General features: G+C 72.6%; 23 protein-coding genes and 1 riboswitch. Of the genes, 12 read left to right on the top strand and 11 right to left on the bottom strand.

The window, feature by feature from the left end; translation table 11 throughout:
• Positions 1 to 52: 52 nt before the first annotated feature.
• A complete protein-coding gene (locus tag VKK44_RS13290) occupies positions 53 to 1,441 on the bottom strand; it encodes an MFS transporter (protein WP_343447254.1) in 1,389 nt (462 codons plus the stop codon).
• A gap of 19 nt (positions 1,442 to 1,460) precedes the next feature.
• Positions 1,461 to 2,228, bottom strand: a complete 768-nt coding sequence (locus tag VKK44_RS13285; RefSeq protein ID WP_343447253.1) for a glycerophosphodiester phosphodiesterase family protein — start codon at positions 2,226 to 2,228, stop codon at positions 1,461 to 1,463.
• A 90-nt stretch (positions 2,229 to 2,318) separates the two neighbouring features.
• Between VKK44_RS13285 and VKK44_RS13280 the strand changes: the two genes are divergently transcribed.
• Positions 2,319 to 2,768: a helix-turn-helix domain-containing protein gene (locus VKK44_RS13280; protein ID WP_343447251.1), complete on the top strand. Its 450-nt coding sequence runs from the start codon at positions 2,319 to 2,321 to the stop codon at positions 2,766 to 2,768.
• On the top strand, positions 2,761 to 3,129 hold the full coding sequence (locus VKK44_RS13275; RefSeq protein WP_343447250.1) for a DUF4180 domain-containing protein: 369 nt from the start codon (positions 2,761 to 2,763) through the stop codon (positions 3,127 to 3,129). The genes VKK44_RS13280 and VKK44_RS13275 overlap by 8 nt, the downstream gene beginning before the upstream one ends.
• A 3-nt stretch (positions 3,130 to 3,132) precedes the next feature.
• Here VKK44_RS13275 and VKK44_RS13270 read toward each other — a convergent pair whose 3' ends face one another.
• Together VKK44_RS13270 and VKK44_RS13265 are read right to left on the bottom strand one after the other, a co-directional pair.
• Positions 3,133 to 3,975, bottom strand: coding sequence for an SDR family NAD(P)-dependent oxidoreductase (locus VKK44_RS13270; protein WP_343447249.1), 843 nt, complete (start codon positions 3,973 to 3,975; stop codon positions 3,133 to 3,135).
• 42 nt (positions 3,976 to 4,017) lie between these two features.
• Complete coding sequence (locus VKK44_RS13265; RefSeq protein WP_343447248.1) at positions 4,018 to 4,788, bottom strand: lysophospholipid acyltransferase family protein; 771 nt, start codon at positions 4,786 to 4,788, stop codon at positions 4,018 to 4,020.
• Between the two features lie 148 nt (positions 4,789 to 4,936).
• Here VKK44_RS13265 and VKK44_RS13260 point away from each other — a divergent pair, with 148 nt between their 5' ends.
• Both VKK44_RS13260 and cydB read left to right on the top strand, forming a co-directional pair.
• The gene (locus tag VKK44_RS13260) at positions 4,937 to 6,349 is read left to right on the top strand and encodes a cytochrome ubiquinol oxidase subunit I (RefSeq protein WP_343447247.1); all 1,413 of its coding nucleotides are present in this window, start codon (positions 4,937 to 4,939) and stop codon (positions 6,347 to 6,349) included.
• A gap of 12 nt (positions 6,350 to 6,361) precedes the next feature.
• Positions 6,362 to 7,360 carry a cytochrome d ubiquinol oxidase subunit II gene (gene cydB / locus VKK44_RS13255; RefSeq protein ID WP_343447246.1) on the top strand — a complete coding sequence of 333 codons (999 nt, stop codon included), beginning with the start codon at positions 6,362 to 6,364 and terminating at the stop codon, positions 7,358 to 7,360.
• Between the two features lie 77 nt (positions 7,361 to 7,437).
• On the opposite strand, the gene VKK44_RS13250 is transcribed toward cydB, so the two are convergent.
• The 3 genes from VKK44_RS13250 to VKK44_RS13240 form a co-directional block, all read right to left on the bottom strand.
• Positions 7,438 to 8,124 (bottom strand): hypothetical protein, encoded by a 687-nt coding sequence (locus tag VKK44_RS13250; RefSeq protein ID WP_343447760.1) that lies wholly within the window; start codon positions 8,122 to 8,124, stop codon positions 7,438 to 7,440.
• A 67-nt stretch (positions 8,125 to 8,191) separates the two neighbouring features.
• Complete coding sequence (locus VKK44_RS13245; protein WP_343447244.1) at positions 8,192 to 8,656, bottom strand: peroxiredoxin; 465 nt, start codon at positions 8,654 to 8,656, stop codon at positions 8,192 to 8,194.
• A 61-nt stretch (positions 8,657 to 8,717) separates the two neighbouring features.
• The gene (locus VKK44_RS13240) at positions 8,718 to 9,551 is read right to left on the bottom strand and encodes a patatin-like phospholipase family protein (protein ID WP_343447243.1); all 834 of its coding nucleotides are present in this window, start codon (positions 9,549 to 9,551) and stop codon (positions 8,718 to 8,720) included.
• Between the two features lie 75 nt (positions 9,552 to 9,626).
• On the opposite strand from VKK44_RS13240, the gene VKK44_RS13235 reads away from it, so the two are divergent.
• Positions 9,627 to 10,355: an SDR family oxidoreductase gene (locus VKK44_RS13235; RefSeq protein ID WP_343447241.1), complete on the top strand. Its 729-nt coding sequence runs from the start codon at positions 9,627 to 9,629 to the stop codon at positions 10,353 to 10,355.
• 43 nt (positions 10,356 to 10,398) lie between these two features.
• Here VKK44_RS13235 and VKK44_RS13230 read toward each other — a convergent pair whose 3' ends face one another.
• Both VKK44_RS13230 and VKK44_RS13225 read right to left on the bottom strand, forming a co-directional pair.
• Positions 10,399 to 10,524 (bottom strand): MFS transporter small subunit, encoded by a 126-nt coding sequence (locus VKK44_RS13230; RefSeq protein WP_343447240.1) that lies wholly within the window; start codon positions 10,522 to 10,524, stop codon positions 10,399 to 10,401.
• Positions 10,521 to 11,939, bottom strand: a complete 1,419-nt coding sequence (locus tag VKK44_RS13225; protein WP_343447238.1) for an OFA family MFS transporter — start codon at positions 11,937 to 11,939, stop codon at positions 10,521 to 10,523. Before VKK44_RS13225 ends, VKK44_RS13230 begins: the two co-directional genes overlap by 4 nt.
• Before the next feature lie 178 nt (positions 11,940 to 12,117).
• Between VKK44_RS13225 and pdxY the strand changes: the two genes are divergently transcribed.
• From pdxY to VKK44_RS13205, 4 genes are all read left to right on the top strand, one after another.
• On the top strand, positions 12,118 to 12,969 hold the full coding sequence (pdxY, locus tag VKK44_RS13220) for a pyridoxal kinase PdxY (protein WP_343447237.1): 852 nt from the start codon (positions 12,118 to 12,120) through the stop codon (positions 12,967 to 12,969).
• A gap of 41 nt (positions 12,970 to 13,010) precedes the next feature.
• The gene (locus VKK44_RS13215) at positions 13,011 to 13,478 is read left to right on the top strand and encodes a helix-turn-helix transcriptional regulator (RefSeq protein WP_343447235.1); all 468 of its coding nucleotides are present in this window, start codon (positions 13,011 to 13,013) and stop codon (positions 13,476 to 13,478) included.
• 5 nt (positions 13,479 to 13,483) lie between these two features.
• Positions 13,484 to 13,897, top strand: a complete 414-nt coding sequence (locus VKK44_RS13210) for a VOC family protein (protein ID WP_343447234.1) — start codon at positions 13,484 to 13,486, stop codon at positions 13,895 to 13,897.
• A gap of 114 nt (positions 13,898 to 14,011) precedes the next feature.
• On the top strand, positions 14,012 to 16,372 hold the full coding sequence (locus VKK44_RS13205; protein WP_343447233.1) for an excinuclease ABC subunit UvrA: 2,361 nt from the start codon (positions 14,012 to 14,014) through the stop codon (positions 16,370 to 16,372).
• A gap of 104 nt (positions 16,373 to 16,476) precedes the next feature.
• On the opposite strand, the gene VKK44_RS13200 is transcribed toward VKK44_RS13205, so the two are convergent.
• A complete protein-coding gene (locus VKK44_RS13200; RefSeq protein ID WP_343447232.1) occupies positions 16,477 to 17,346 on the bottom strand; it encodes an aminoglycoside phosphotransferase family protein in 870 nt (289 codons plus the stop codon).
• A 96-nt stretch (positions 17,347 to 17,442) separates the two neighbouring features.
• Between VKK44_RS13200 and VKK44_RS13195 the strand changes: the two genes are divergently transcribed.
• From VKK44_RS13195 to VKK44_RS13185, 3 genes are all read left to right on the top strand, one after another.
• Positions 17,443 to 18,435: a tyrosine-type recombinase/integrase gene (locus VKK44_RS13195; RefSeq protein WP_343447231.1), complete on the top strand. Its 993-nt coding sequence runs from the start codon at positions 17,443 to 17,445 to the stop codon at positions 18,433 to 18,435.
• A gap of 231 nt (positions 18,436 to 18,666) precedes the next feature.
• A complete protein-coding gene (locus tag VKK44_RS13190; protein ID WP_343447229.1) occupies positions 18,667 to 19,692 on the top strand; it encodes a hypothetical protein in 1,026 nt (341 codons plus the stop codon).
• Positions 19,690 to 19,771: riboswitch (ZMP/ZTP riboswitch) on the top strand. (Overlaps the previous gene by 3 nt.)
• A 13-nt stretch (positions 19,772 to 19,784) precedes the next feature.
• Positions 19,785 to 20,675 (top strand): bifunctional 5,10-methylenetetrahydrofolate dehydrogenase/5,10-methenyltetrahydrofolate cyclohydrolase, encoded by an 891-nt coding sequence (locus VKK44_RS13185; RefSeq protein ID WP_343447228.1) that lies wholly within the window; start codon positions 19,785 to 19,787, stop codon positions 20,673 to 20,675.
• A 70-nt stretch (positions 20,676 to 20,745) separates the two neighbouring features.
• Here VKK44_RS13185 and VKK44_RS13180 read toward each other — a convergent pair whose 3' ends face one another.
• Positions 20,746 to 21,168 (bottom strand): peptidoglycan-binding domain-containing protein, encoded by a 423-nt coding sequence (locus VKK44_RS13180; protein ID WP_343447227.1) that lies wholly within the window; start codon positions 21,166 to 21,168, stop codon positions 20,746 to 20,748.
• Positions 21,169 to 21,254: the final 86 nt, after the last annotated feature.

Raw genomic sequence — 21,254 nt, 5'->3', positions numbered from 1 at the left:
ACGTCGGCGCATCCGGGCCGCGATGATCCACGGCCCCGGCGACGGCCCGTGCTCAGAGCACCCGGGGCGGGGTGTTGCCGGCGGCGATGATGGCGCGGCGCATCGGCACGGCGGCCAGCAGCGCGAAGCCGACCACGAAGAAGATCAGCAGGGAGACCAGCCCCACCCGGTACGACGAGGTGAGCTGGAACACCAGGCCGAACGCGAGCGGGCCGAGCCAACTGGTGCCCTTGTCGCTGATCTCGTAGAAGCCGTAGTACTCGCCCTCCTTGCCGGCGGGGATGAGCTGGCTGAACAGCGAACGGCTCAGCGCCTGGCTGCCGCCGAGCACCAGGCCGATGCAGCCGCCGAGGATCATGAACGGCACGGGCGCCTCGGCGGGCAGCCGGAACGCGGCGATGATCACACCGGTCCAGAGCACGAGCGACAGCAGCACGGTCTTCCAGGCGCCGATGCGTCGGGCGAGCGCGCCGAGCGCGAGCGCGCCGCCGAAGGCGAGGAACTGCACCAGCAGGATGGTCACGATCAGCGTGCTCTGCTCCAGCCGCAGCTCCTCGGTGCCGTACTGGCTGGCGAGGGTGATGACGGTCTGGATGCCGTCGTTGAACACCAGGAACGCGAGCAGGAAGAACAGCGTCAGCGGGTACGCCTTGACCTCGCGCAGCGTGTGGCCGAGCTGCCGGAACCCGTCGGTGAGCACGTTGCCGCCGAGCCGGGCGGCGGCGGTGGGCCGTTCGCGCAGCCAGCGCAGCGGCAGCAGGGTGAACGCGGCCCACCACACGCCGGCCGAGACGATCGACCAGCGGGCCAGGTCGAGGGTGCGCTGGGCGTTGCCCTCCTCGCTGAGCACGGTGACGGCGACCAGGTTGAGCGCGAGCAGCAGCCCGCCGCCGAGGTAGCCGATGGCCCAGCCGCGGCTGGAGATGGCGTCGCGGTCGTCCGGGCCGCCGAGTTGCGGCAGGAACGAGTTGTAGACGACCACGGCGGCGCCGAAGGAGATGTTCGCGATCAGGAACAGCACGCCGCCGAGCAGGTACCGCTCGCCGGTGACGAACGCGAACGCGATGGTCGCGGCGGCGCCGGTGAACGCGGCGGCGGCCAGCAGCCGCTTCTTGTGCGCGGACCGGTCGGCGATCGCGCCGATGACGGGCAGCACGAACACGGTGAGGAAGACCGACAGCGAGATCAGGTACGGGTAGTAGGAGCCGGCCGCGACGCGGATGCCGAGCGGGTGCACCACGCCGTCGCAGCGGTCGGCGCCCAGCTCGCAGCCGGCGGCCAGTTCGGTGACGGTGGTCAGGAACGGCCCGAGGAAGACCGTGATGACGGTGGTCTGGAACGCGGAGTTGGCCCAGTCGTAGAGGTACCAGCCGGTGCGTTCGCGGCGGGTGCTGCCCGGGGGCGTGGGCTCGGCGACGGCGGGGGTGACCGTTTCGGCCATCGGGGCGGTCCTCGGGGGCTCAGGCGGCCCAGTGGCCGCGGCTGCGGTAGACGTCGCGGAGCACGCCGACGTGATCGGTCATGATGCCATCCACACCAAGATCAAGTAACTGGTGCATCCGGGCGGGTTCGTCGATCGTCCAGACGTGCACCTGCAAGCCGATGCGGTGGCAGTAGGCGAGGAACCGCCGGTCGACCACCGGGATCCCCCCGTAGGAGGCCGGGACCTGGGCGGCGGCCACGGACGGCGGCAGCCGCAGCGCCCGACCGTGCAGGGAGGCCATCCGCAGCCGGGCCACGCCGCGCATGCCCAGCCCGGTGGCGACCTTCGGGCCGGCCAGGGCGCGCAGCCGGGTCAGCCGGGCGTCGCTGAACGAGGCGAGCAGCACCCGGTCACCGGCGCCGGCCCGGCCGACCGCGGCGACGGTCGGCTCCACCCCGCCGTCGGCCTTGACGTCGACGTTGAACCGGACCTCCGGCCACGCGCCGAGGACGTCGTCGAGGCGGGGCACCAGGGCGGCGCCGCCGACGCGCACCGAGGCGAGGTCGGCGAAGCGCAGGTCGGCGATGCGGCCGGCCTCGCCGGTGACGCGGCGCAGCGTCGGGTCGTGGAAGACCACCGGCACGCCGTCGGCGGTGGCATGCACGTCGGTCTCGACGTACCGGTAGCCCAGGGCGACCGCGCGGGCGAACGCGGCAGCGGTGTTCTCGTCGCCGTCGGCCGCGCCGCCGCGGTGGGCGAAGGCCAGCGGCGCGGGCGCGTCGAGGTAGCCGTGACGGGGCTGCACGCCGGCAGTATGCCGGGCGACGGCAACCCTCCGGACGGCCGCCCGACAAAAATTCCCTATCGTTCCCTGAAATGGCTAGGATAGGGTGCGATGAGTAACGATATGTATTCGGTGGAGCAGGTGGCGGCGCGGCTCGGGCTGCACGTACGCACCGTGCGCGGCTACATCCGCACCGGCCGGCTGCCCGCGGTGCGCATCGGCAAGCAGTACCGGATCACCCGCGCCGACCTCGACGCGTTCACCGGCACACCTGCGCCACCGGCCGGCCCGGCGGCGCAGGTGTCGAGCATCGTGGCGCTCGACGGCGTCGACCGGGCCGCCGCCGACCGGCTCGCCACGCTGGTGCTGGCCGGCGTCAACACCCACCCCGACCCGGACCGTCCGCTGCGCGTGCAGACCGTCCACGACGAGGAGCGTCACCGCATGACGATCGTGATCCTGGGCGACCTGGCCGCCACCGCCGAACTGCTGCGCCTGCTCGACGCGGTGCTCGACGGCGACAACGGCCTGCTCGCCGGCGAGGCGGCCGGCCGTGGCTGACGAGCTGCGCGAACGCGCCGGCGTCACGGTGCTGGTCTGCGACCCGGCCGGCCCGCCGATCGCCACCGAGGCCGACGCGCTGGACCTGATCGGCGCGGCGTTCGACGGCGCCACGGTGGTGGCGGTGCCCGCCCACCGGCTCGACCCGCGCTTCTTCACGCTGGGCACCCGCTTCGCCGGCGACGTCATGCAGAAGTTCGTCACCTACCGGCTGCGCCTGGTGGTGGTCGGGGACATCTCCGCGTACCTGGCCGGCAGCGGCGCGCTGCGCGCGCTGGTCGCCGAGTCCAACCGGCACGACCAGGTGTGGTTCGTGCCGGACCTGGCCGCGCTCGACGACCGGCTGCGCGCCGCCGGCTGAGCGCTACCGCAGCCAGCCGGCGGTCAGGGCGGTCACCCCGAGCCCGTCGGTGTCGGCGAGCTTGACGCCGACGAACTGCCGGGCGGCGGGGGAGGTCTGCACGCGGGGCGCGGGTTCCGGGTCGGTCAGTGTCGCCACCACCGCCGCGGCGGCCTCGGCCGGCGACTGCGCGGCGGCGAACGCGCCGGCGCTGCGCCGCAGGTACGCCCGCAGCGCCGGCGCGTACGGCCCGGCGGCGGCGACGGCGGTGTCCGGGTCGATCCCGACGTTGGTGACGAACTCGCTGGCCACCGCGCCGGGCTCGACCACGCAGACGCTCACCCCGACGGTGGCCGCCACCGGGGCGAGGGACTCCATGAACCCCTCGACGGCGAACTTCGCCGCGCAGTACGCCTCGTTGAACGGTTGCCCGACCACCCCGCCGACGCTGGTCACCGTGATCAGCCGCCCGTTCGCGGCGCGCAGGTGCGGCAACGCGGCGTGGGTGACGTGCAGGACGCCGAAGAAGTTGACCTCCAGCACCGCCCGTACGTCGTCGACGCTCTCCTGTTCCAGCGTGCCGACGTGGCCGGCGCCGGCGTTGTTGACCACGGCGTCGAGCCGGCCGTGACGGGCCACCACGTCGGCCACGCAGGCGGTCACCGAGGACGGGTCGACCACGTCGAGCCGGCGTACCTCCAGCAGGTCGCCGACCCCGGCGGCGTCGGCGGCGGCGCGCAGCGGGCCGGCGCGGTCGGGGTCGCGCAGCGTGGCGACGGTGCGCCAGCCGGCGCGGGCCGCGCCCACGGCGGTGGCCAGGCCGATGCCGGTGGACGTGCCGGTGATCAGCACGACGGGTGCGCTCACGACTGCCACGGTCTCACCCTATGCCGGGGACGCGCGGCGGATTCAGCCGGTTCGGTGGCGCCGGTGCGCGCGGCTCGGGTCCACCGGGCGGCCGGGGTCGACGTGGCGCGGCCCGTCGGGCTCGTGCGGGCGCAGCGGGGCCAGGTCGTCGGTGATCGCGTCGATGATCCGGTCGGTGGCGCGGCGGGCCGCGCCGGGCACGCCGGGGCTCAGGTCGGCCAGGGGGACCGGGGCGCCGAAGTGCACCCGGATGACCGGGCGGCGGGCGAGCGCGCGGGCCAGGCCGCGCAGCATCCCCTTCGGCGCCCGGTACGGCAGCACCTCGTGCGAGCCCCACTGGGCGACCGGGACGACGGCGGCGCCGCTGGCGAACGCGAGCCGGGCCGCGCCGGTCTTGCCGCGTTCGGGCCACATGCCGGGGGCCAGCCCGATGCGTCCCTCCGGGTAGACCAGCACCACCGACCCGCCGGCCACCGCCTCCGCGGCGATCTCCAGCGAGCGGTGCACGGCGGTGGTGCCGCGGTCGACGCGGATGTGCCCGGCGTGGCGCATCAGCGGCCCGAGCACCGGGGCCCGGAACAGCCCGCCGGTGGCCATGATCCGGGGGGCGACCCGTCGGACCCGGCAGGCGGCGGCGAGCACCACCGGGTCGAACGGGCTGATGTGGTTGGCCGCCAGGATCAGCGGCCCGCGGCGCAACGGCTCCGGCACGTCGCCGGTGACCTCGAGCCGGCCGATCAGCGCGACGGCGGCGCGGGCGAGCGTCTGCGCGCCCCGCCACAGCAGTGGCGCGCGCCAGGGGGAGGTGTCCATCAGTGCTGGATGGTCGCACGGCCACGCCGGCGGAGGTGATCAGGGTCATTGGTCCCGGGTCGGTTCGGGCCCTGCGGCCCTGAACTTTCTTCTACGACGCCGAGTAGTATTTACTACGTCTCGTAGTAAGAAGGCTGGGGGTTCTCAGGTGGACGCGTTGGACGTCGCCCGCTGGCAGTTCGGTGTCACCACCGTCTACCACTTCCTGTTCGTGCCGTTGACCATCGGCCTGTCCGTGCTGGTCGCCGTGCTCCAGAGCAGGTGGCACCGCACCGGCAACGAGCGGTACCTCAAACTCACCAAGTTCTACGGCAAGCTGTTCCTCATCAACTTCGCCATGGGCGTGGTCACCGGCATCGTGCAGGAGTTCCAGTTCGGCATGAACTGGAGCGACTACTCCCGCTTCGTCGGCGACATCTTCGGCGCGCCCCTCGCGATCGAGGCCCTGGTCGCGTTCTTCCTCGAATCCACGTTCATCGGCCTGTGGATCTTCGGCTGGGACCGGCTGCCCAAACGCCTGCACCTCGCCGCGATCTGGGCCGCCGCGATCGGCACCAACCTGTCCGCCTACTTCATCCTCGCCGCGAACTCGTTCATGCAGAACCCCGTCGGGTTCCGCATCAACCCCGACAGCGGACGCGCCGAGCTGACCGACTTCGTCGCCGTGCTCACCAACAAGGTCGCCCTGGTCACCTTCCCGCACACCCTCGCCGGATCGTTCCTGGTCGCCGGCTCCCTCGTGGTCACCGTCGGGCTGTGGCACGTGATGCGCAACCGCGGCAGCGCCGACACCGACGCCTACCGCTTCGCCACGAAGTTCGGCTCCTGGGTGGTGCTGGCCTCCTCCGCGCTGGTGGTGCTCACCGGCGACATCCAAGGCAAGATCATGACCGAGGTGCAGCCGATGAAGATGGCCGCCGCCGAGGGCCTCTACACCACCGAGAGCCCCGCCTCGTTCTCCGTGCTCACCGTCGGCAGCCTCGACGGCAGCCGCGAGGTCTTCGCCCTCAAGATCCCCTACCTGCTGTCGTTCCTCGGCACCGGCGACCCCAACGGCACCGTGCAGGGCATCAACGACCTCCAGGCCCAGTACGCCAGCCAGTACGGCCCCGGCAACTACGCCCCGATCATCCCGGTCACCTACTGGAGCTTCCGCTTCATGATCGGCTTCGGCCTGGCCGCCGCCGCCATCGCGCTGCTGGTGCTCTGGAGCCAACGCAAGGGCCGCACCCCCACCAGCCGCTGGCTGCTGCGCGCCGGCCTGGTCATGCCGGTGCTGCCGCTGCTGGCCAACTCCTTCGGCTGGATCTTCACCGAGATGGGCCGCCAACCCTGGATCGTCTTCGGCGAGATGCTCACCCGCAACGGCGTGTCCCGCAGCGTCTCCCTCACCGAGGTGCTCACCTCCTTCACCGCCTTCACCCTCATCTACGCCACCCTCGCCGTGATCGAGTTCAAGCTGCTGGTCCGCTACGCCCGCGCCGGCGTACCCGACGTCACCCCGCAACCCGACGACGACGACACCGACGACGCGCAGCGCCCGCTCGCGTTCGCCTACTGACCGGAGCCCACCGTGGAACTGACCACCGTCTGGTTTCTCCTCGTCGCCGTGCTGTTCACCGGCTACTTCATCCTCGAAGGCTTCGACTTCGGCGTCGGGATGCTGCTGCCCGTGCTCGGCCGCGACGACCGGCAACGCCGCGTCCTGATCAACACCATCGGCCCCGTCTGGGACGGCAACGAGGTCTGGCTGATCACCGCCGGCGGCGCCATGTTCGCCGCGTTCCCCGAGTGGTACGCCACCCTGTTCTCCGGCTTCTACCTGCCGCTGCTGCTCATCCTGCTCGCCCTGATCGCCCGCGGCGTCGCCTTCGAGTACCGGCACAAACGCCCCGAGGCGTCCTGGAAACGCCGCTGGGACCAGGCCATCTTCGCAGGCTCCGCGATCCCGGCCGTGCTGTGGGGCGTGGCGTTCGCCAACATCTTCCGCGGCGTCCCCCTGGACGCCGACCACGAGTACGTCGGCGGCCTGCTCGACCTGCTGCACCCGTACGCGCTGCTCGGCGGCGTCACCACGCTCGGCCTGTTCGCCACCCACGGCGCGGTGTTCCTCGCGCTCAAGACCACCGGCGACATCCGGCAGCGCGCCGGCACGCTCGCCGTCCGGCTCGGCGCCGGCACCGCCGTGGCCGCCGTGGCGTTCCTCGGCTGGTCACTGACCATCCGCGCCAACGCCGCCGCCGTCGTGCTCGCCGTCGGCGCCGCACTCGCCCTGCTCGGCGGCCTGGCCGCGGCGAGGGTACGCCGGGAGGGCTGGGCGTTCACCGGCACCGCGCTGGCCATCGCGCTGGCCGTGGCGACGCTGTTCGCCGCGCTGTTCCCGAACGTGCTGCCGTCCACGCTCGACCCGGCCGGCACACTCACCGCCACCAACGCCGCGTCCACCCCGTACACCCTGAAGATCATGACGTGGGTGGCGGTGGTGTTCACTCCGATCGTGCTCGCCTATCAAGGTTGGACCTACTGGGTGTTCCGCCGCCGAATCGGGGTACAGAACATTCCGCAACACTGATGGACCTGCGGGCGCAGGGGTGGCGCGGGGCCGGTGCGAGGGGGTCGCACCGGCCCCGCGGGGCGTCCGGGGACCGCTCAGCGCGCCTCGCGCAGCTCCGCCAGCCGCGCCTCGATCTCCGCCAGCTCGGCGCGCAGCTTCTCCGCCTGCTGCTCCGCCTCGGCCCGCTCCGCGCCCAGGATCTGCTCCACCGCCTCCTGCACGCCCGGCACGTCCACCAACGCCACCATCCGCAGCGCCTCGGCCGGCTTCACCACGTACGGCCGGGCCAGCGCCTTCGCGCCCTGCTGCGCGGCGACCGTCCACTCGCCGTCGGCGTAGGCCAGCGTCACCGTCAACCCCGCCGGGCTCTTCGGCTTCGCCGCCTTCGCCACCCGCTTCGCCGGCTTCGGCTCCACCTGCTGCTGCTCCACCCTCGGCTCCTCCCGCCGCGGCGCCGGCACCCGCGGCGTGTCCAACACGAACTCCGGCTCCGGCACGGCCGGCGCCGGCGTCGGCTCCGGCTTCGCCTCGACGGCGGGACGACGGCCGGCGCCCTTCGGCGCGATCGCCACGTCGGTGGGGGAGAACGGCAACTCGTCGCGGCCGAAACGCACCACCACGAACTCCTCCGACGCCGCCGGGTCGGTCAGCTCCACCACCTGCCCGAGCTGCCCGGCCATCTGCCCGGCCGCCTCGGTGAACACCACCCGCGGCTTCCGGCCCGCCGCCAACGACTCACGGATCTGCTGTACCTCGTCAGTGGACAACCCCTGGACCGCCATCACGCCCTCTTCCGTACACCTGTTTGATTGCCGCCCTTGATACCAGGCCGGCACGACAGCACGACGGTCAACCCCCGAGCGCCCGCAACGCCGCGTCGGCGTGCGCGTTCATGTTCAGCTCGCTGCGCACCACCGCCAGCACCCGCCGGTCCGCACCGATCACGAACGTCATCCGCCGGGTGCTCAACGCGCCCAGCGGCACCCGCCGCCGCACCCCGAACGCCGCCGCCACCGCGCCGTCGACGTCCGACAGCAACGGATAGTCGAAACCGTGCCGGTCGGCGAACTCCGCCTGCCGGTCCACCGAGTCCCGGCTGATCCCCACCCGGGACGCGCCCACCGCCGCGAACTCCGCCGCCAGGTCCCGGAAGTGGCAACTCTCCGCCGTGCACCCCCGCGTCATCGCCGCCGGGTAGAAGAACAGCACCACCGGCCCGGCGGTCAGGAACTCCAACAGCCGCCGCGGCGTACCCGTCTGGTCCGGCAACGTGAAATCCTCGACCAGGTCACCCACACCCACCACATCACTCATGCCACGAGGATAGGGAGGCCCCAGCAGCCCGGCTCCGGCGTCCGCCCCGGCCCGGCCGCGCTCACCGCCAGACCGCCGCCACCCCGTCGGCCACGGCCGCGGCCTGCGCGAACCCGGCCCGCGCCGACGCCGCCCGCCGCGTCGGATCCAGCACGTTACGCCCGATCGCCGCCCGCGCCGCCCGATCCGGCGTCACCACCACCACCCGCGCCCCCGCCGAGCGCAACGCCGCCACCTGCGCCGACAGCCGCGGCATCGGCCCCACCGCGGCGCTCGTCGGCGCCAACACCACCACCCGCCCGGCCCCGACGGCCAGGTCCGCGTTCACCGCCGACCGCACCCCACCGTCGACGTAGCGCCGGCCACCGACCGTCACCGGCGGCCACACCCCCGGCACCGCGCAACTGGCCCCCACCGCGTCGACCAGCGACGCCCCGCTGCCGGCGTCGAACACCACGAACTCACCCGAAACCGCGTCGACCGCGGTCACCAGCAGCCGCCGCGGCGGCCACTGCCGCGCCGGCAACCGCGCCGCGATCACCGCCCGCCGCGACTCCTCCGACGGGGTACGCGCCGCCAACGCCACCGCACCCACCCGCGCGCGGGCCCGCACCGCGTCCCGCCCCCACCCGCCGGCCCACGCCCAGCGGGCCAGCACCCCCAACCCGAGCCGTGCCGGCACCTCGTCACGCGCCGGCCGCAACTGCGCCGCGTACCGCTGCGCCGGCGGCACCCCGGCACACACCTGCGCCCCGACCACCGAACCCGCCGACGTGCCCACCACCAGGTCCGCGTCCTCCAGCGACACACCCCGCCCGGCCAGCCCGGCCAGCAGCCCCAACTCCCAGGCCACCCCGGTCACCCCGCCGCCGCCCAGCACCAACGCGCGCCCCATGTGACCGTCCTCTCCGTCCCCACCGGTCCCGCCCACGGTAACGTCGCCCCCACCAGCAGGGCAGGGGAGAGCGCATTGACCTCGGTCACCATCGTCACCGGAGGTGGACGCGGCATCGGCGCGGCCACCGCGCGCCGGCTCGCCGCCGCCGGCCACGACCTGGTCGTCGGCTACCGCGCCGACCACGACGCCGCCGCGGCCGTCGCCGCCGACGTGCGCGCCGCCGGCCGACGCGCCGTCACCGTCGCCGCCGACACCACCGACCCCGACGCGGTACGCCGGCTCTTCGCCGCCGCCGACCAGCTCGGCCCGCTCACCGGCCTGGTCAACAACGCCGGCGTCACCAGCCCGATCGGCCCGTTCACCGACCTGCGCGCCGAGGACCTGCGCGAGGTCGTCGACGTCAACCTCGTCGGCTACGTGCTCTGCGCCCAGCAGGCCGCCCGCCGGATGACCACCGGCGGCGCCATCGTCAACGTGTCCTCCGCCGCCGCCACCCTCGGCAGCCCCGGCGAGTACATCCACTACGCCGCCGTCAAGGCCGCCACCGACACGCTCACCGTCGGCCTGGCCAAGGAACTCGCGCCGCGCGGCATCCGGGTCAACGCGGTCGCCCCCGGCATCATCCGCACCGACATCCACGCCCGTTCCGGCGTGCCGGACCGCCCCGAGAGCGCCGCCGGCCGCATCCCGCTGGGCCGCGCCGGGGAACCCGACGAGGTGGCCGGCGCCATCGCCCACCTGCTCGGCCCCGACGCCTCGTACACCACCGGCGCGGTCCTGCGCGTCGCCGGCGGCCTCTGACCGGCGCGGCGGCCCGGGTCGGACCCCGGGCCGCCGCAGCACGTCACTGCGTGAACAACTTCGCCGCCGTGATCAGCGTCTGCACCACGCCGTAACCCAGCAGCACGGCCACCACCAGCCACGACACCACCAGACGGACCTGCTGCCCGCCACCGCCGCGCTCACTCATGATCCGCTCCGCTCCGCCGTCACCGGCTGCCCGTGCGTCATCTCGTCCCGGCCCGACGCCGGCTCGTGGAACCGCCGCGGCACCGGTCGGATCAGCAGGTTCGCCACCAGCCCCACCGCCAGCACCCCGACCATCGTGAACAGCGCCGGCCGGTACGCCGCCGCGGTCAACGTGCCCGGCTCGCCCTGCGCGTCCAGGAACGCGTTGACGATCAGCGGACCGGCCACCCCGGCCGCCGACCACGCCGTCAGCAGCCGACCGTGGATCGCGCCCACCTCGAACGTGCCGAACAGGTCCCGCAGGTACGCCGGCGCGGTCGCGAACCCGCCGCCGTAGAACGACAGGATCACGCAGGCCAACAACACGAACAACGCCGGCGCGGTCTGCCCGACCAGCGCCAGCACCAGGTACAGCACCAGGCCCACACCCAGATACACCACGTAGATCGGCTTACGGCCGATCACGTCCGACGTCGACGACCAGACGAACCGGCCCGCCATGTTGAACAGCGACAGCAACCCGACGAACCCGCCGGCCGCCGCCACCGACACCGACGAGGCGCCGCCGTCGCGGAAGAAGTCCTGGATCATCGGGCTGGCCTGCTCCAGGATGCCGATGCCCGCCGTCACGTTGCAGAACAGCACCACCCACAGCAGCCAGAACGACCGCGTCCGCACCGCGTTCGCCGCGGACACGTTCGCGGTGGTCACCATCGGCCTCGCCGCCACCTTCGCCGGGTCGAACCCGGCCGGCCGCCAGTCCGGCGCCGGCACCCGCACGTTGAACACCCCGAACATCATGATCACGAAGTAGCCGACACCCAGCGTGACGAACAGCCACACCAGCGCCGACCCCGACGCCGTCGACCCGCTGTTCGACGGGTCGTACGCCGGGTCGAACAACGACAGCAGCTGCCGGGACAGGGGAGAGGCCACCATCGCCCCACCGCCGAACCCCATGATCGCCAGCCCGGTGGCCAGCCCCGGCCGGTCCGGGAACCACTTGATCAACGTGGAGACGGGGGAGATGTACCCGATCCCCAGACCGATCCCGCCCAGCACCCCGTACCCCAGATACAGCAGCCACAGCTGCGAGGTCGCGATGCCCAGCGCGCCCACACCGAAGCCCGCCGCCCAGAAGCACGCCGAGACGAACATCGCCTTACGCGGCCCGTTCGCCTCCACCCAGGTGCCGGCCACCGCGGCCGACAACCCCAGCATCACGATCGCGATGCTGAAGATCACACCGATCGCCGTCTGCCCCGAGTCGAAATGCGCGATCAGGGAGTTCTTGTACACGCTGGTCGCGTAGACCTGCCCGATGCAGAGATGGACCGCCAGCGCCGCCGGCGGGATCAGCCACCGGCTGTACCCCGGCGGCGCGATGGTGTGCCGACGATCGAGTGCGGAAAGCATCAGTGCTTCCTCCGTCCAGATGGCGAGAACCTCTCGCTTCATGCCCCCCGCGCGCGCAGTGCCCAAACCCGCCACGCGCCCGACGGTCGAAACCCGGAGCCGAACGGTCGACCGTACCCGCATCCGTCGCCCGACGACCACCGAGCGTGACCGCCGACCGGGGTGCGAGGATGAGCCCGTGAAGATCCTGTCCATCCAGTCCTCGGTCGCCTACGGCCACGTCGGCAACTCCGCCGCCGTCTTCCCGCTGCAACGCCTCCGCCACGAGGTCTGGCCGGTGCTGACCGTGCACTTCTCCAACCACACCGGCTACGGCGCCTGGCGCGGCCCCCTGCTCGCCCCCACCGACGTCGCCGACGTCATCGCCGGCATCGCCGACCGCGGCGTGCTCGGCACCGCCGACGCCGTCCTCTCCGGCTACCAGGGCGACCCCGCCGTCGGCGCCGTCATCCTCGACGCCGTCGCCCAGGTCAAGGCCGCCAACCCGGCCGCCCTCTACTGCTGCGACCCGGTCATGGGCGACGTCGGCCGCGGCATGTTCGTCCGCCCCGGCATCCCCGAATACCTGCGCGACACCGTCGTCCCCCGCGCCGACATCGTCACCCCCAACCAGTTCGAGCTGGAGTTCCTCGCCGGACGCCCCACCCACACCCTCGACGACCTGCTCGCCGCCGTCGACGCCGTCCGCGCCACCGGCCCCGAACACGTCCTGGTCACCAGCGTCCTGCACGGCGACCTGCCCGCCGACCACCTCGACGTCGTCGCCGTCTCCACCGACGGCGCCTGGGCCGTCACCACCCCGCTGCTGCCGATCAGCCCCAACGGCGGCGGCGACGTCACCGCCGCCCTCTACCTGGCCCACCTCGCCACCACCGGCTCACCCGCGACCGCCCTGGAACACACCACCAACTCCATCTACGCGGTCCTCGAAGCCACCCTCGCCGCCGGCACCCGCGAACTCCAACTCGTCGCCGCCCAGGACGCCATCGCCGACCCACCCACCCGGTTCACCGCCCGCCGACTGCGCTGAACACCTGGACGCCCCCGCCCCCGACCAGCGAAAATGCACACGTGCCAGCCCACCACCCGGCCACCGACGACCCCGCCTTCGCCCAACGCCTGCGCGACCTCACCCGGCTGCGCCGCATCCGCGACCGCATCGACCGCGAACACGCCCAGCCCCTCGACGTCGAAGCCCTCGCCCGCGGCGAACACATGTCCGCCGGCCACCTCAGCCGCCAGTTCCGCCAGACCTACGGCGAAACCCCGTACTCCTATCTCATGACCCGCCGCATCGAACGCGCCATGGCCCTGCTGCGCCGCGGCGACCTCAGCGTCACCGATGTCTGCTTCGCCGTCGGCTGCCAGTCCCTCGGCACGTTCAGCACCCGCTTCACCGAACTCGTCGGCGAACCACCCAGCGCCTACCGCGCCCGCCACACACCCGGCGCCGCCGAACCACCCCCGTGCCTCACCAAACACACCACCCGACCGATCAGGAATCGAGAAGCCCCCCGCCACCCCACCGAACTAGCGTGACCACCATGACCATCACGATCCACTACACCTTCCTGCCCCACACCGACGCCGACGCCGCCCTCGCCTTCTACCGCGACACCCTCGGCTTCGAGCTGCGCAACGACGTCGGCGGCGGCACCACCATGCGCTGGCTCACCGTCGGCCCACCCGAGCAACCCGAGACCGGCATCGTCCTGCACCCCCCGGCCGCCGACCCCGGCATCACCGACGACGAACGCCGCACCATCCTCGAACTCATCGCCAAGGGCACCTACGGCGCGCTCACCCTCGCCACCGACGACCTCGACGCGCTCTTCGACCGTCTCCAGGCCAGCGGCGCCGACGTCGTCCAGGAACCCACCGAACAGCCCTACGGCGTCCGCGACTGCGCCTTCCGGGACCCCACCGGCAACCTCATCCGCATCAACGAGCGGCGCTGAACCCCGGGGGAGGCGTTTCGACGGGCCTTTCCCGCCACCCGTACCGTACTATGTACGCCGGCCGGTGGGCCGCACACCGGCCGGCCCCACACCGCACCAACCGGACGGAGACCCATGACCACGGCCCACGCCGACCGACACGACGTCATCCGCGTCCACGGCGCCCGCGAGAACAACCTCCGCAACGTCGACGTCGAGCTGCCCAAACGCCGCCTCACCGTCTTCACCGGCGTCTCCGGCTCCGGCAAGAGCTCCCTGGTCTTCGGCACCATCGCCGCCGAATCCCAACGCCTCATCAACGAGACCTACAGCGCCTTCCTCCAAGGCTTCATGCCCACCCTGTCCCGCCCCGACGTCGACATCCTCGAAGGCCTCACCACCGCCATCATCGTCGACCAGGAACGCATCGGCACCGACCCCCGCTCCACCGTCGGCACCGCCACCGACGCCAACGCCATGCTCCGCATCCTCTTCAGCCGCCTCGGCCAACCCCACATCGGCCCACCCAACGCCTACTCCTTCAACGTCCCCTCCGTCCGCGCCACCGGCGCCATCACCGTCGACCGCGGTCCCGGCAAGACCCAGACCAAGAAAGGCACCTTCCACCGCCTCGGTGGCATGTGCCCCCGCTGCGAAGGCCGCGGCGCCGTCACCGACTTCGACCTCACCGTCCTCTACGACGCCGACCGCACCCTCAACGAAGGCGCCATCACCATCCCCGGCTACAGCATGGACGGCTGGTACGGCCGCATCTTCCGCGCCAGCGGCATGTTCGACCCCGACAAACCCCTGCGCGACTACACCGACCGCGAACGGCACGACCTCCTCCACAAGGAACCCACCAAGGTCAAGGTCGAGGGCATCAACGTCACCTACACCGGCCTCATCCCCGCCATCCAGAAGTCGATGCTCGCCAAGGACATCGACGCCATGCAGCCACACATCCGCGCCTTCGTCGAACGCGCCGTCACCTTCACCACCTGCCCCGACTGCGCCGGCACCCGACTGAGCCCCGAAGCCCGCTCCTCGAAGATCAACGGCATCACCATCGCCGACGCCTGCGCCATGCAGATCAGCGACCTCGCCACCTGGGTACGCGACCTGCACGAACCCTCCGTCGGCCCACTGCTCACCGCACTGGGGGACACCCTCGACTCCTTCGTCGAGATCGGCCTCGGCTACCTCAGCCTCGACCGCCCCGCCGGCACCCTCTCCGGCGGCGAGGCCCAACGCACCAAGATGATCCGCCACCTCGGCTCATCCCTCACCGACGTCACCTACGTCTTCGACGAACCCACCATCGGCCTGCACCCGCACGACATCGCCCGCATGAACAACCTCCTGCTACGCCTGCGCGACAAGGGCAACACCGTCCTGGTCGTCGAACACAAACCGGAAACCATCGCCATCGCCGACCACGTCGTCGACCTCGGCCCCGGCGCCGGCACCGCCGGCGGCACCATCTGCTACGAAGGCACCGTCGCCGGACTACGCGCCAGCGACACCGTCACCGGCCGCCACCTCGACGACCGGGCCACCCTCAAGGACACCACCCGTACCCCCACCGGCACCCTGCCCATCCGCGGCGCCGCCACCCACAACCTGCGCGACGTCGACGTCGACATCCCACTCGGCGTGCTGGTCGTCGTCACCGGCGTCGCCGGCTCCGGCAAGAGCAGCCTCATCCACGGCTCCCTGGCCCGGCGCGACGACGTCGTCAGCATCGACCAGAGCGCCATCCGCGGCTCCCGCCGCAGCAACCCGGCCACCTACACCGGCCTGCTCGACCCCGTCCGCAAGGCCTTCGCCAAGGCAAACGGCGTCAAACCGGCCCTGTTCAGCGCCAACTCCGAAGGCGCCTGCCCCACCTGCAACGGCGCCGGCGTCATCTACACCGACCTCGGCATGATGGCCGGCGTCGCCAGCACCTGCGAGGACTGCGAGGGCAAGCGGTTCCAGGCCGGCGTGCTCGACTACCACCTCGGTGGCCGCGACATCAGCGAAGTCCTCGCCATGCCGGTCGACGAGGCCGAGACGTTCTTCGGCGCCGGCGACGCGCGCCTCCCGGCCGCCCACACCATCCTCGCCCGACTCGCCGACGTCGGGCTCGGCTACCTCACGCTCGGTCAACCACTGACCACGCTGTCCGGAGGGGAGCGGCAGCGGCTCAAGCTGGCCACCCGGATGGGGGACAAGGGCGACGTCTACGTCCTGGACGAACCGACCACCGGCCTGCACCTGGCCGACGTCGCCCAACTGCTCGGCCTGCTCGACCGGCTCGTCGACGCCGGCAGGTCGGTCATCGTGATCGAGCACCACCAGGCCGTCATGGCGCACGCCGACTGGATCATCGACCTCGGCCCGGGCGCCGGACACGACGGGGGCCGCGTCGTGTTCGAGGGCACCCCGGCCGACCTGGTGGCCAAGCGCTCCACACTCACCGGCGAACACCTCGCCGACTACGTCGGGACCTGAGCCTCGGGCGGCGGTGTCGGACACCTACACCGCCGCCCGAGCCCGCCGCCGCGCGATTCGATAATGCACATTATGTCAAGTAAGGCGGAGCGGGGGTCTCCCCGTCACTCCACCACCGGATCCGCCAGGACCGCCGCCAGCACCCGCAGCGGCTCCGCATCCGAGCTCGACCCGGACACCATCGTGACGAGCGCCTTCCACAGCGCCCAGCCCCGGGCCCGCCGCCACACGTCGGCCGGCAACCCGACCGCCTCCCGGAACGCCGCGCGCTCGACGCCGACGCACCACGTCCAGGCCGGCACCAGATCGCAGGCCGGATCACCCACGCCGCACTGCCCGAAGTCGATCACCGCGGCGAGCCGACCCCGCGCGACCAGCAGGTTCCCGGCCGAGACGTCACCGTGGAACCACACCGGCGCCGCCGGCCAGGCGGACGTCACCGCGCGCGCCCACACCTCCCGGACGCCGGCGGCGTCCACCCGGTCACCCAGCGTGGCCAGGGCCTGCTCCACCTCGTCGCCGTAGACGCTCGGGTGGCAGCCCCGGAACGCCGAGTGCCGGCCCGCGACCGGTCCGCCCACTGTCGGCGCCCGGCGCAGCGCGGCCAGCAGGCCGCCGAGGTCCCGGGCCACGGCGACACGGTCCAGGCCGTCGGCGGCCTCCAGCGTGTCGCCGGGCAGCCAGCGCCGCACCGACCAGGGGTACGGGTAGCCGGCGCCGGGCGTGCCGGTGGCGACCGGCTCGGGTACGGGCAGCGGCAGGTGGCGGGCCAGGGCGGGCAGCCAGCGGTTCTCCTTGGCGACGCCGGGTACGTAACCCTCGGCGCTGGGCAGTCGGGCCAGCAGGTGCTCGCCGAGGCGGAACGTCCGGTTGTCCCATCCCTGGCGCGCGACGGCGGTGACCGGCAGGTGCGCCCACTGCGGGAACTGTGCGGCGACCAGGGCGCGGACGAGTGCGGCGTCGATCTCCACCATGGGTCCAGTCTGCGGGGTGCGGCAATCGCGTTTCCGGGTGCGCTCCCCCGCAGTGGCGACCTGGCGGGGACGCGAAAATCATGCATAATATCCCTTATGCATGACAAACCGGACCAAACGGTTGAGGCGCTGATCGAGGAGTTCCTGACCGCCCGGGCCACCCGCAAGCCCTCCCCGCACACCCTCGCCGCGTACCGGCGGGACCTCACCGGCGTCGCCGCGCTGGAGGTGGCCGACGGTGACGCCACTCCCCTCCCCCTGGGCCGACTGCCGGTCGGCGCGCTGTCCCCCCGGCTGATGCGCGCGGCGTTCGCCCGTTTCGCCGCCCCCCGCGCCGCCGCGTCGGTCCACCGCGCCTGGTCCACCTGGAACAGTTTCTTCACGTTCCTGGTCGCCGACGGCGTGGTGGCCGGGAACCCGATGCCGGCGGTGGGGCGGCCCCGCACGCCGCTCCCCCGGCCCAAGCCGCTGCGGGGCGAGGACACCCCGGAGGAGCTGCTGGCGGCGGTGGCGCGCGCCGAGGGCCGGCAGCGCGACCCGTGGCCGGAGCGGGACGTGGTGGTGCTGGCGTTGGCGCTGTGCGCCGGGTTGCGCCTGTCGGAGTTGCTGGCGCTGCGGGTGTCGTCGCTGGCCGGTCGCGACGGTGAGCGGCGGGTGGACGTGGCCGGTAAGGGCGGCCGGCCGCGCACGGTGCCGATCGAGGCGGGCGTGGACCGGGTGGTGGGTGGTTACCTGGACAGCAGGCGGCGCCGGTTCGGGGTGCGCAGTGTGCGTCCGGACGGGCCGTTGCTGGTGGACCGGCGGGGTGAGCCGTTGCGTCGGGGTGGTCTGCAGTATCTGGTGGAGTCGTGTTTCCGGCGGGCGGGCATCGGTGACCGGGTGCCGCGGGGGGCGCGGTTGCACGCGTTGCGGCACACGTTCGCGACGCGGTTGGCCGAGGACGGGGCGAGCGCGGCGGAGATCATGCGGTTGCTGGGGCATGCGTCGTTGGCGTCGTCGCAGACGTACATCGAGGTGACGGCGGGTCAGCAGCGGGCGGCGGTGGCGGCCAACCGCACGAACCGGGCGTTGTCGGGGTTGGGTCTCTAGTGGCTTGGGGGCGCGCCGGGCGGGCCGAGGTGGTTCGCGACGTGGGCCGGGTGGTGGGAGGTGCCCCGGGCGAGGCAGGGGTTCGGCTCGGGGTCAGGTGGTGTTCGGAGGGTAGCTCGGCGGCGTCGAGGAGCAGGACGGCGTCTTCGGTGTGCAGGTCGATGGCGGACAGGAGCTTGGTGTCTGGTCGGCAACCGTGGGTGTGCGGCTGGTGGTGGCAGGATCGGTCGGATGCGGGTGGATGCGGCGCGGGCGGTGGCGGTCGGCTGGGTGCGGGAGCGGATGCGTACGGATCCGTCGGTGGAGGGGGCGTTGTTCAGCGGCTCGACGGTGGGGTTGCCGGATGACGCGGAGCTGCCGGTGTGGTCGGACGTGGACGTGCTGTTGGTGCGGGAGTCCGCCGGTGTGAAGGTGGGCAAGTTCGTGCATCGGGGGGTGCTGTTGGAGGTCAGCTCGGTCACCTGGGCGGAGGTGGGTGAGCCGGAGGACGTGCTGGGGTCGTGGGTGTTCGCGCCGATGTTCCGTCGCGACGCGGTGATCGCGGATCCGTCGGGGCGGCTGGCGGCGGTGCGGCGGCGGGTGGCGGCGGGGTACGCGGATCCGGTGTGGGTGCGGCGGCGCTGTGCGGGGGTGCGGCGGCGGATCGAGGGTGGGTTGCGGGTGCTGGACGCCGGGGCGCCGCTCGCGGAGCAGGTGTTGGCGTGGGTGTTCCCGACGTCGCTGTTGGCGGTGTGGCCGGCGGTGGCGGGGTTGGTGGATCCGACGGTGCGGCGGCGGTTCGTGCGGGCGTCGGAGGTGTTGACGCGGTTCGGGTTCGGTGGGCGGTATGCGGGGTTGCTGGCGGCGGTGGACGGCGGTGGGGTGGGCGCGGGGCGGGTGCGGGAGCATCTGGCGAGTTTGGCGGTGGTGTTCGACGAGGTGGCGGGGCTGCCGCGGGAGGGGTTCGCGTTCGGGGCGGATCTGAGCGTGGCGGGGCGGCCGGTGGTGTTCGACGGTGGTGCGGCGTTGGTGGCGGCGGGGCGGCACCGGGAGGCGATGTTCTGGGTGGTGGTGACGTACGCGCGGTGTCTGGTGGTGTTGGGGGTGGTGGCGCCGGAGCGGGAGCGGGCGTTGCGGCCGGGGTTGGTGGCGGTGTTGGCGGATCTTCAGGTGGTGTCGGTGGCGGATCGGCGGCGGCGGGCGGATGCGGTGTTGGCGTCGTTGCCGGGGTGGCAGTCGGTGGTGGATGCGATCGTGGCGCGGGCTGTGGCAGGGTGAGGGGGACGCGACTGGCGGCACGGGGATGGGTGAACCATCGGGGAGCTCGTCGTGGGGGTCGACCGCCTGGGCCTCCGCGGGCGAGGTGTCGCATGTCTTCTTCTTCGGTGGTCGCGGGTTCGTCGGCGCGGTTGTTGCCGGGTGGGCCGGTGGCGGAGCGGGTGTTGGGTGAGGTGGCCGCGTCGGTGGCGGAGCTGCGCGCGGTGGGGGTGACGCCGGCGTTGGCGACGGTGCTGGTGGGTGACGACGACGCGAGCGCGGGTTACATCCGGATCAAGCAGCGGCAGGCGGCGGCGTTGGGGTTCGCGTCGCCGCACGTGCATTTGCCGGCGTCGGCGTCGCAGGCGGACCTGCATGCGGTGGTGGCGGATTTCAACGCCGATTCCGGGGTGCACGGGGTGTTGGTGCAGCATCCGATTCCGGGGGGTCTGGATTACGACCGGGCGTTGGCGGTGGTGGATCCGGACAAGGACGTGGACGGGATGCATCCGGTGAACATGGGCCGGTTGGCGTTGGGGTTGCCGGGTCCGTTGCCGTGTACGCCGGCGGGGATCGAGGCGTTGTTGGCGTTCCACGGGGTGCCGGTGTCGGGTCGGGAGGTGGTGGTGCTGGGTCGGGGTGCGACGTTGGGTCGGCCGTTGGCGATGTTGTTGGCGCAGAAGCGGCCGACGGCGAACGCGGCGGTGACGGTGGTGCACACGGGGGTGGCGGACTGGCCTCGGTACACGCGGCGGGCGGAGATCCTGGTGGCGGCGGCGGGGGTGCCGGGGATCGTGCGGCCGGAGCATGTGCGTCCGGGTGCGGTGGTGGTCGGTGGTGGGGTGCGGTACGAGGGGCGGCGGTTGTTGCCGGATGTGGACGAGTCGTGTGCCGCGGTGGCGGGTGCGATCACGCCGCGGGTGGGCGGGGTGGGTCCGACGACGGTGGCGATGTTGTTCCGTAACGCGGTGCAGGCGGCGCGGCGGCGGGTGGGGTTGGGGTGACATGGGCGGGCCCGCCGGTCGTGGCGGCCGGCGGGCCGGGGCAGGGTGTGTTTCGCGGCGGCGGTGTGCCTCAGCCGACGGGGATGCAGCTGTTGTCGGGTCCTGTGGCGCGGGCCCATTGCATCCGGGATCGGGTGGCGGGGCCGTAGACGCCGTCGGCTGTGGCGCCGACCTGGCGTTGTACGTTGATCAGCGCCGAGCGGGTCTGGGCTCCGAACACCTTGTCGACGGTGATGTTCTGCTCGTAGCAGTACTTCATGGTGTATTGCAGGGCCCACACGCCTTCTGAGACGTTTCCGGAGCCCATCACACAGTCCCAGTTGCCGCTGCCGTAGGTGGGGATCCTCGGCCTGGGTTCGTTACCCCAGTTCGTCGCCCACTGGTTGCAGTTGGGCAGCGCGGCGTGGGCGGTCGTGCTGGTCAGGGCGGTCAGGGCGGACGTGGAGAGGGCAAGTGCTGCGGCGGCGTGCAGCAGCCGTGGGGATCGGCGCATCGGTGCTCCTCGATGACGTTTGTCGGTCAGGTTCCACCGGTTGTATGCCGCGGTGTGGCCGTCGGCGGCGGCGACGGTCTATTGCG

It is taken from the genome of Micromonospora sp. DSM 45708 (assembly GCF_039566955.1).
GTDB lineage: Bacteria > Actinomycetota > Actinomycetes > Mycobacteriales > Micromonosporaceae > Micromonospora.
The sequence above is the reverse complement of the archived record's forward strand: the minus strand, read 5'-3'. Positions and strand labels throughout refer to the sequence as shown.

What these genes read in the sequence shown, in the direction of transcription:
- VKK44_RS13290 (WP_343447254.1), bottom strand. Translation starts at nt 1,441, where the DNA reads ATGGCCGAAACGGTCACCCCCGCCGTCGCCGAGCCCACGCCCCCGGGC.
- VKK44_RS13280 (WP_343447251.1), top strand. Translation starts at nt 2,319, where the DNA reads ATGAGTAACGATATGTATTCGGTGGAGCAGGTGGCGGCGCGGCTCGGG.
- VKK44_RS13265 (WP_343447248.1), bottom strand. Translation starts at nt 4,788, where the DNA reads ATGGACACCTCCCCCTGGCGCGCGCCACTGCTGTGGCGGGGCGCGCAG.
- VKK44_RS13250 (WP_343447760.1), bottom strand. Translation starts at nt 8,124, where the DNA reads ATGGCGGTCCAGGGGTTGTCCACTGACGAGGTACAGCAGATCCGTGAG.
- VKK44_RS13245 (WP_343447244.1), bottom strand. Translation starts at nt 8,656, where the DNA reads ATGAGTGATGTGGTGGGTGTGGGTGACCTGGTCGAGGATTTCACGTTG.
- VKK44_RS13240 (WP_343447243.1), bottom strand. Translation starts at nt 9,551, where the DNA reads ATGGGGCGCGCGTTGGTGCTGGGCGGCGGCGGGGTGACCGGGGTGGCC.
- VKK44_RS13230 (WP_343447240.1), bottom strand. Translation starts at nt 10,524, where the DNA reads ATGAGTGAGCGCGGCGGTGGCGGGCAGCAGGTCCGTCTGGTGGTGTCG.
- VKK44_RS13225 (WP_343447238.1), bottom strand. Translation starts at nt 11,939, where the DNA reads ATGCTTTCCGCACTCGATCGTCGGCACACCATCGCGCCGCCGGGGTAC.
- VKK44_RS13210 (WP_343447234.1), top strand. Translation starts at nt 13,484, where the DNA reads ATGACCATCACGATCCACTACACCTTCCTGCCCCACACCGACGCCGAC.
- VKK44_RS13205 (WP_343447233.1), top strand. Translation starts at nt 14,012, where the DNA reads ATGACCACGGCCCACGCCGACCGACACGACGTCATCCGCGTCCACGGC.
- VKK44_RS13200 (WP_343447232.1), bottom strand. Translation starts at nt 17,346, where the DNA reads ATGGTGGAGATCGACGCCGCACTCGTCCGCGCCCTGGTCGCCGCACAG.
- VKK44_RS13195 (WP_343447231.1), top strand. Translation starts at nt 17,443, where the DNA reads ATGCATGACAAACCGGACCAAACGGTTGAGGCGCTGATCGAGGAGTTC.
- VKK44_RS13190 (WP_343447229.1), top strand. Translation starts at nt 18,667, where the DNA reads ATGCGGGTGGATGCGGCGCGGGCGGTGGCGGTCGGCTGGGTGCGGGAG.
- VKK44_RS13185 (WP_343447228.1), top strand. Translation starts at nt 19,785, where the DNA reads ATGTCTTCTTCTTCGGTGGTCGCGGGTTCGTCGGCGCGGTTGTTGCCG.
- VKK44_RS13180 (WP_343447227.1), bottom strand. Translation starts at nt 21,168, where the DNA reads ATGCGCCGATCCCCACGGCTGCTGCACGCCGCCGCAGCACTTGCCCTC.